Source organism: Sporomusa sp., assembly GCF_035561155.1.
GTDB lineage: Bacteria > Bacillota > Negativicutes > Sporomusales > Sporomusaceae > Sporomusa.
Genome location: NZ_DATMYD010000076.1, coordinates 1 through 7,782, shown reverse-complemented (window position 1 = coordinate 7,782; position 7,782 = coordinate 1). Strand labels below are relative to the sequence as shown.

At 43.2% G+C, this 7,782-nt stretch carries 6 protein-coding genes and 1 pseudogene; 1 reads left to right on the top strand and 6 read right to left on the bottom strand.

Translation table 11 applies throughout. The features are described from left to right. Positions 1-92: 92 nt before the first annotated feature. The 5 genes from tnpC to VN447_RS09790 form a co-directional block, all read right to left on the bottom strand. Complete coding sequence (tnpC, locus tag VN447_RS09810; protein ID WP_325525100.1) at positions 93-1,640, bottom strand: IS66 family transposase; 1,548 nt, start codon at positions 1,638-1,640, stop codon at positions 93-95. Between the two features lie 78 nt (positions 1,641-1,718). Continuing rightward, positions 1,719-2,069 carry an IS66 family insertion sequence element accessory protein TnpB gene (tnpB, locus tag VN447_RS09805; protein WP_325525098.1) on the bottom strand — a complete coding sequence of 117 codons (351 nt, stop codon included), beginning with the start codon at positions 2,067-2,069 and terminating at the stop codon, positions 1,719-1,721. Beyond that, positions 2,063-2,392, bottom strand: a complete 330-nt coding sequence (gene tnpA / locus VN447_RS09800) for an IS66 family insertion sequence element accessory protein TnpA (RefSeq protein WP_325525096.1) — start codon at positions 2,390-2,392, stop codon at positions 2,063-2,065. Before tnpA ends, tnpB begins: the two co-directional genes overlap by 7 nt. 141 nt (positions 2,393-2,533) lie before the next feature. After that, positions 2,534-3,487 (bottom strand): bifunctional metallophosphatase/5'-nucleotidase, encoded by a 954-nt coding sequence (locus VN447_RS09795; protein WP_325525094.1) that lies wholly within the window; start codon positions 3,485-3,487, stop codon positions 2,534-2,536. Positions 3,488-3,512: 25 nt separating this feature from the next. Beyond that, positions 3,513-4,679 (bottom strand): twin-arginine translocation signal domain-containing protein, encoded by a 1,167-nt coding sequence (locus VN447_RS09790; protein ID WP_325525092.1) that lies wholly within the window; start codon positions 4,677-4,679, stop codon positions 3,513-3,515. Between the two features lie 315 nt (positions 4,680-4,994). On the opposite strand from VN447_RS09790, the pseudogene VN447_RS09785 reads away from it, so the two are divergent. Further along, positions 4,995-5,447, top strand: a pseudogene (locus tag VN447_RS09785) (DUF523 domain-containing protein). A 149-nt stretch (positions 5,448-5,596) separates the two neighbouring features. On the opposite strand, the gene VN447_RS09780 reads toward VN447_RS09785, so the two are convergent. Further along, the gene (locus tag VN447_RS09780) at positions 5,597-6,646 is read right to left on the bottom strand and encodes a mechanosensitive ion channel family protein (protein ID WP_325525091.1); all 1,050 of its coding nucleotides are present in this window, start codon (positions 6,644-6,646) and stop codon (positions 5,597-5,599) included. Positions 6,647-7,782 lie beyond the last annotated feature (1,136 nt).

The following is a 7,782-nucleotide window of genomic DNA, read 5'->3' as shown; positions in this document are numbered from 1 at the left end:
GTAAGCGTCAAGCCAAGCCCACATGGGAATAAAAAACCACCTGGGGTAATATGAAAATACTACCTCAAGTGGTTGCTTTGAATGTATCCCTATTATGATTTTGTTTGCGGCATCTTACAATGTAGAGGAATTTCCGCTGCCCACGGCAGCAGTTTGTCTACACATTCATAATCATGCTGCTGAATCTGTTTGAATACATATTCCAGATACGCTTGCGGCTTCAAACCATTTTCGATGGCTGTTTGAATCAAGCTGTATATGTCCGCCGAAGATTTTGCTCCACCGGGGGTGTTGCAAAATAGCCAATTTTTGCGGCCAATGACAAAGGGCTTTATAGAGCGTTCCGCTCGGTTATTCGATAATTCGATACGGCCATCGTCTAAAAATGCTAGCAAGTACTTCTTTTGATTTTGGGCATACGTAAACGCCTTGCCCAACAGACTTTGTGGCAAAGTTGTACGAGAACACGTATCGACCCATGCAAAAAACGCTTCGATGAGTGGCTTTGATTCACTTTGCCGCACAGTATGCCGCTTTTCCGCCGTCATCGTTTCTGCCCGCTTTTCGATCGCGAATAATTGATTGCAATAGGAAAGGCCTATATCTTCGGGAAGGCCGGCTTTATTGGAGGCTGCACCAAGTTGCGCTTCATTGAATTTTCTGCGGGCATGTGCCCAGCAGCCGCACAAGGTCACGCCTTGTTCTTCCAACTGGTGATAGCCATTCCAGCCATCGGTATGAAGATATCCCGTAAATCCCGATAAATATTGTTTAGCGAATCGTCCGCTACGGCCTTCTTGATAGTCATACAATACAATCGGTTTTGAGGAATCACCCGATGTCCGGTATACCCACATATAGGAGTTGGTCTGTGTGGGTCTGCCTGGTTCACACAAGACTTCCAGCGTGGTTTCATCGGCATGCAGTACTTCGCGGGTTAGCAACTCCCGTTTGAAAGTTTCCAGGATGGGGGCTAATAGCGTTGCACCTTTAATGACCCAATTGGAAAGGTTCTGCCTAGATAAAGCGACACCAAGCCGTTTGAACTCCTGTTCCTGGCGGTAAAGCGGCATGGCATTGACGAACTTTTGACTCATGATATACGCCAACAGTTCAGCAGATACCATACTTTTCGGCAGCAGCGCCTTGGGAGCTGTTGCCGTAATGACCGGCGTTTGAATGTCATGCTTTTCGCAGTTGCGGCAGCTATAGACACAACTGACATGTTCGATGACTTTAACTGTAGCCGGAATAATGGTCAATTCTTTGCGTACTTCTTTGCTCATCACATGGAGCATTTCGCCGCATTGCGGACAAGCGGACTCTTCTTCCGTTATTTTGTATTCGATCACTTCCACTGGAAGATGTTTGGTTGATTCACCGCGTTTGCCTTTTTTCCGTGAAACGCTTATCGTTTCGGGATCCGGCTCTTGAATGAGCGGCTGCCGATCGGCTTCCGCTTCATTAAACAAGCTAAGTTGATCCACTCCCTCATAGTGGCTGCGTTCAGAGGACTTGCCAAACAATTTTTGGCGGCTGAGCTTGAGTTGCTCGATATACCACTTGTTGAGCGCTTCGAGTTCTTGGATACGGGCTTTCAACGCTGCGATTTCGTTTTCCATTTGTGCTTGTGTCTGCATAAAAGTCCTCGTTTCCGGTCGATTTCTTACCTTTTATTATACCGGAAAATAGGACGAAAAGCCACTAAAACACCGTATTTAGCGGCTTTTCAGCACTTCGGTGCGGCGTAGTTTTTGCTCGATTCCAGGACTTTGGATCAGGTTCCAGAGCTCATCGATGCTCAGCGTCATTGTGCGGCTTTCGCCGACTGTCGGCCATTTGAAATGACCGCGCTCCAAGCGTTTAAAATGCAGCCAGAAGCCATTGTCTTCCCAGGTTAGTATCTTCAGTCGATTACGCTGCCGGTTGCAAAAGACAAACAGTGCTTTCTCGAAGGGATCGAGGTCAAAGCTGTTTTGAATGATGGCACTCAGACCGTTGATGGATTTGCGCATATCGGTATCGCCACAGGCTAGGAATACTGGTAGAGTTTCTGACCGTTTTAGCATAGTTCCTTCATCACTTTGAGCACGGAAGCGAACAGCTTTAGATTCGTATTGCTAGCAACCGCGACGGTGAATGGACCAATCTGCACCTGGAGTCGATCCGATTTTGTTTCTGCAATCGTATTTACAGATACCCAGGTTTGCAAGGGTGGCGCATTTTCCAGGTTCCACTCCTTTTGTACCCAGCGCTGCAAGGTGCTCAGTCCGATCCCATTTTCCTTGCACCACTGTTTGCTAGAGAGACCACTGGTTTTATATGCTTCCAGCAACGCTGTTTTTTCTGTGGCGCAATAGCTTCGGCGTGTTTGTTTTACCTTTGTTTCCATGATTGATACCCCCTTACAAACATTATCTCAGTTCTCAGGGGCGCAAACTATGTGGCGTTACTTTGACGCTTACACATGGTCATACCATATCAAATAGTTAGTCGCCTACCAAACGGTACATAAGCATCGAAAATTTTATTGTTATGCAGCCGGTTTTTGCACCTTACTTAAGTATTGGTCAACAATTCTTCTTATTTCCGGATCCATTGGCACTTTATCATCAATAGGATATAACCTGCCACTGTGAGAAACTAATACCCATGTACCATTTTTATTTTCATATTTCAGATCAATCCGGCCAAGGTAGATGTTGTCTTCGCCACCGGCTTGGACGATCGGAATGCCGCCGCTGCGGTAAATGGGTTGCTTAATAACGTAATGGTCGTCAGCTCCAATAATGAGAGACAAGCCGCTGCCGGCAAGTTTCATATCCATCTGTACATCGGCAGCAAGGCCGGCGTGAGAGAGCAATAGTTGAATATTTGATTCCTCTTTTACTTTGGGAAGTAGGGTTTTGACTGTCAACAGTGGGTCTTCTACTATTTTATTTGAGGCTTGAGGATAACCTTTTACTTTCATAGAAGAGACACCGATGATACCTACCGTGATACCGTTCACTGATTTAATTATGTAAGGCTTTACTCCAGGTAGGTAGCTATCATCATTGTTTTTTATATTTGCGCACAAGGTAGGGAACTTTGCCTGCTTAATTAGATTATACATCTTTTCATCGGCAACAGATTGATCTGGATGGCCTTTGAACTCGTTGTTACCAAGCTCCCATACGTCATAGTTCAGGGCATTAAAAACTGCCATTTCCAATTCCCCGTAGAAAACCTTATGATACGGCCCGCGAACGAAAATATCTCCTGCGTCTACGAGTAGAACATTTTGCGCTTCTGTCCGTATTTTTTTTATAATATGTGCTTTTCTGGCTAAAGCGTATGGATCATAGTCATGGAAGTCATTGGTATGGATTACTGTTAAATTGAAAAAATCGGACTGCGCTTTGGCAGATACTCCGTTAGGACTAACAGTAAGAAAAAACAACATTAAGACAGTCACAATAATAAGCCTGCTGTTAGGACATCTCACACTTCTCACTCCAATTTCTCTGTAACTATAACGCTACTATTGTTTTTACCGTATCTACTAGGGCCTCCTCGTTTTTCAAAGTCCAGATTGCGTATAACTGCTCCAGCGTTGCTTGAGAAAAGACGTAGTTTCTAAAAGCGTAGAATTTTTGGGTTTGCAGGTCTGTGTCAGTCATGAGGTATTCCTTTTGAGCAATTTCGCTGAGTTTGGCTATCATCCACTTAGCCGACGGTACAGATAATACCCAGTCATGATCGCCTAAATGAGTTATAAAGCCTTCGGTGCGGCGAGGCAACGGTAGGGTTTTGCCGTCCTTAGTTAGGAGGCCAAGATTAACAGCATCTTGCTTCGCCAGGATGGACGCCGCAGTTAGCCAGTTTACAACTTCCCGTTCGTCATCGGCAGTGCCAGGGTGGTTGTGAGCGCAGGCTTGGGCGACAATAACTTGTGCCGGGAATCGACGGTAGATTAGTTCAGCAAGACTAAGAACATGGTGAGAGCCTGTTCCGGCGATTGGATATTCTGTTCTAGACGTGCCGTTCTTTTGCCACTGGAAAACCCACGGTTTATGCAGGTCGTGGAGTGTCTGGGCGGCAATGACAATATCCCGATTCATCGGAAACCCTGAAACCTCTTTATAGGCATTGAAAAAACCTAAAGCTGCTTTCACGTTTACAGCGACATGGGTGGCAAGCCCACCAGGATACGAATGATGGCTGGCGTAACCGCTGCCTGGGGCAGCATAGAAAGGTAGTACCGCTTGACTGGGGTCTTTACAAGGAGGTAGAAATTCATCAGTTGCTGCGGATGGTTTTAGGTAACCAGCCGCAAACAGGCGCTGTTTTACTTGTTCTTTCTCAGCATTGGTCGGATATAGCTCCATTAGACGTGGTGCAGGGTTATGCAAAATTTCAATTGTCGAGCGGCGGAGATTGGAATCCTGAATTTCATTGGCTGTTTTTACTAGATAATCATACGCCGATTTTATGTATGTTGATTTTTCGGCCATACTTACAGGGTCCATAGTTAGACAATCCTGCAGCGAAATTTGAGTAGCTTTAATTGTCGGAGCTTTAGCAGAAACCGGAAATGGTAGTGTGGTGGCAGCTAAGGCCGCCATAGCTCCTGCCGACATTTTAATAAAGTCACGTCGGTTGAAATTAAGGTTTATGTCTTCCATCAGATTACTCAATCATTATCCCTCCGTGTTTTTAGTCACTATCAGTGTAACTGATTATTTTTTACTTAGTGTTAACTTAAACTTAAAATAATGTAAAATATGGAAAAATAAGTTGCATTGGACTATCTTAAAGCAGTATATAATCGAGGATACAGTAAAATGCCAATTCAACATGTTATAAAAAAGATTGTTCTCCGCAAGAACATTTGCAGAAATTTTACTTGTGTACAGTAAAACATGTAGTAGGCAAAGTTAATAATTGATTTAATATGTTATCTTGTTGAAGAATAAATAATAACAAGGACAGACGAATGGAGGGAAGTTACCATGATCATCGTTAGTGCTTGCCTGGCTGGAGTGGAGTGTAGATATAACGGTCAGGCTTTTCCTATACGTGAAGTAGTAGAGATGGTGAAAAAAGGGCAGGCTATGCCGCTCTGCCCGGAAATTTTGGCAAATCTATCAACGCCGCGACCTAGTGTAGAATAGTGTGACGGGAAATTTTTATCTAACAGCGGTAAAGATCTAACAGCTGAGTATATAGCCGGAGCAAAGGTCGCGTTAGCTATTTCGAAGTTAGTTGGAAGCAAAATAGCCATACTAAAATCAAAATCACCTACTTGTGGCTGCGGGCTGATTTATGATGGCACATTTTCAGGGAACTTGATTGAGGGTGATGGGGTTTTTTGTACACTCTTAAAAGCGGAGAATATAAAAGTTTATACCGAGGATGAATTTCAAGCCTTAAATCTTGGGAGCGATTCTAGTTTAACTGGATGATATATATACTGGAAAGGCTAGGGGAAGGACATTTTTGCTGGTCTCAACCTATAGAATAAAGAAGGGACTGCCTCTCATAGGTTCAAAAAACCTATTTTGAGACAGTCCCTTTATTTTTTTACAACAATTAAAAAATACTGTTACTCTTACTATTGTTTTTGTAGGAATAACGTTTTAGTGATATACGCAAATTCAATACTTCGTTGTTCAAACTCTTCTTTTAGTGCTAAATTGATGGCTTGTTGAATATTCATGTATTTTTTGTAGTCGTTACCTACGACATAGTAAACTACCTCAAAATCAAGGCTATAATCCCCGAATGAGATAAAGTGGGCCCGGTCAAAGGTGGTATCTTCAATATTCTCGATAATATGTTCAACGATTTCAGGGATTTCCTTCAACTGTTGACTTGTTGTATTATAGATAACCCTAAATCTAAAAATCACCCGCCGGTTGGTCATCCTCTTATAATTTTGGATACGTGAGTTAGTAAGATCGGAGTTGGAAAACACCAGTTGCTCTCCACCCAGACTACGGATGTGTGTTGTTTTAATACCGATATGCTCAATGGTCCCCGCGTGCTCGCCGATAGTAATAGAGTCGCCGAGCTCAAAAGGGCGATCAAAAACAATAGCGACATAGCTGAATAGGTCTCTTAATAACGCCTGCGCTGCGAGTGCTACCGCAATACCGCCAATTCCCAAGCCGGCAACAACTGCGGAGATTTGAAAACCCAGGTTATCCAAAAGGAATATGAGGCCAATCGCCCAAATCATTACTTTTAAGATGGGCATAATGGCTTTAAGATTACGTTCCTTGTCTGTATTATCCTTTGTTCTTAATACATGTTCCAGCGCATAATCGACTGCTGCAACCAAAAAGCGAATTCCGGAAATTGTTAGAATGATAATCCCAATCACATCAATGGCTCTGCTAAGGACATAGTTTAAAGTTAGGCTGCGAATCGCCAAATAGAAAGAGCCATAGTACATAGCAGGCAACAAAGTTTTTTCGAGGTTGTTGAGCAACATCACGTCTATCTTGCTCGTGGTATTCCCGGCCCAGGTTTTCAGGCGGCTTAAAACAGCGCTTTCAAATAGTTTAACAACGATGAGGGTAAGCACAAACACTGATAATGAGATAAGATATTTTTCAACGCTGTTTTGGAAAAATGTTTGATTCATAATATCCTGCAACATCACTCATCCCCCTTTTTTAGTATCTGCTAATACAAGCAGGCTGTTTGCATGTATAGAACTGCCTATATATTATTCGATAATATACCTGCCAAAGTCCTGCTAGTGGGTGAGAGGAGACATAATAAGGCATCAATCGGTGAGGACAGTTGCCATTCATACATTTGAAATAATTTTTCAGTCGGGAGTATAGATTCTTTTTTTGAGTGTCAGGATTTCTTTGCGCAGCTCAGCGAGCTCATTTCTGAGTTTCTTATCTTCCGCTTCTTTCTCTTTTTCCGCTTCTTTATCGCACCGCTGGCTTATAATCTCAACAAACAAAAAAAAATAAATCTATCGCAATAGTTAATATTAATCCCAATATAATGAACCTATTGATGTTATCACAATTCATATTTAGGACCTCACCTATGGAAGTGCTGATATAGTTTATTCAATTTAGGGAAAGAGGTTCGTATATTTCAGCTAACGTTGTTACGTGGATGTGGTGATGTCGTAGACCGGGTACATACAGTAGTTTGGCTGCGCCTATTGAACTGTTTCAAAATTTAGAAAGATTATGGAAGGCGACAGAACTGTCTTGTAGTATATAGATAAGGAATGCAGATTGCAATTAACGAGAAACTTTCGCGGCTTAATCAGCATCTGCAGGATACCGAGGCGCAACCCCGTCGAGCCGGAGAAAATGGCTGCGCTGGCAAAGTCTTATAACAGGTGTCGCATGACAAATAATGTGTCTGGTGTGGGGGGAGGCGAATTTTTACCTTCAGAGTTAATCCTCATCTGAGACTCCCACTTCTAAAGTGGGAGTCTCACTGTTTTTCGTGGGAATAGAGTCGCCCCACGAAAGTTCGGATGTCCAGCTTTTGCTGGACAAGTATACTTCGTTCATTTTTCAGGGGGATATGACCGTCCGTGTATACAGATTGGTCGCAGCAGTTAATGTAATATATTTGTAAGACTGGACGGCATAACTCTCACAGGCGGAGTTATGTCCTTTTTTTATCCGATGACCAAGCCGCTCTAAGACTCCCATCTTCTACAAGTGGGAGTTAAGAGCGGCTAAGTCCCTGGATAAGGTCGACTAAACTTCAGATGGGGTTAAAACCCCACCTGAAGCTAAGTCTCACTTTATTTAT

Excerpts from the sequence above, each read along its gene's own strand:
- tnpA (WP_325525096.1), bottom strand. The coding sequence starts at position 2,392 with ATGGAAACAAAGGTAAAACAAACACGCCGAAGCTATTGCGCCACAGAA.
- tnpB (WP_325525098.1), bottom strand. The coding sequence starts at position 2,069 with ATGCTAAAACGGTCAGAAACTCTACCAGTATTCCTAGCCTGTGGCGAT.
- VN447_RS09780 (WP_325525091.1), bottom strand. The coding sequence starts at position 6,646 with ATGTTGCAGGATATTATGAATCAAACATTTTTCCAAAACAGCGTTGAA.
- tnpC (WP_325525100.1), bottom strand. The coding sequence starts at position 1,640 with ATGCAGACACAAGCACAAATGGAAAACGAAATCGCAGCGTTGAAAGCC.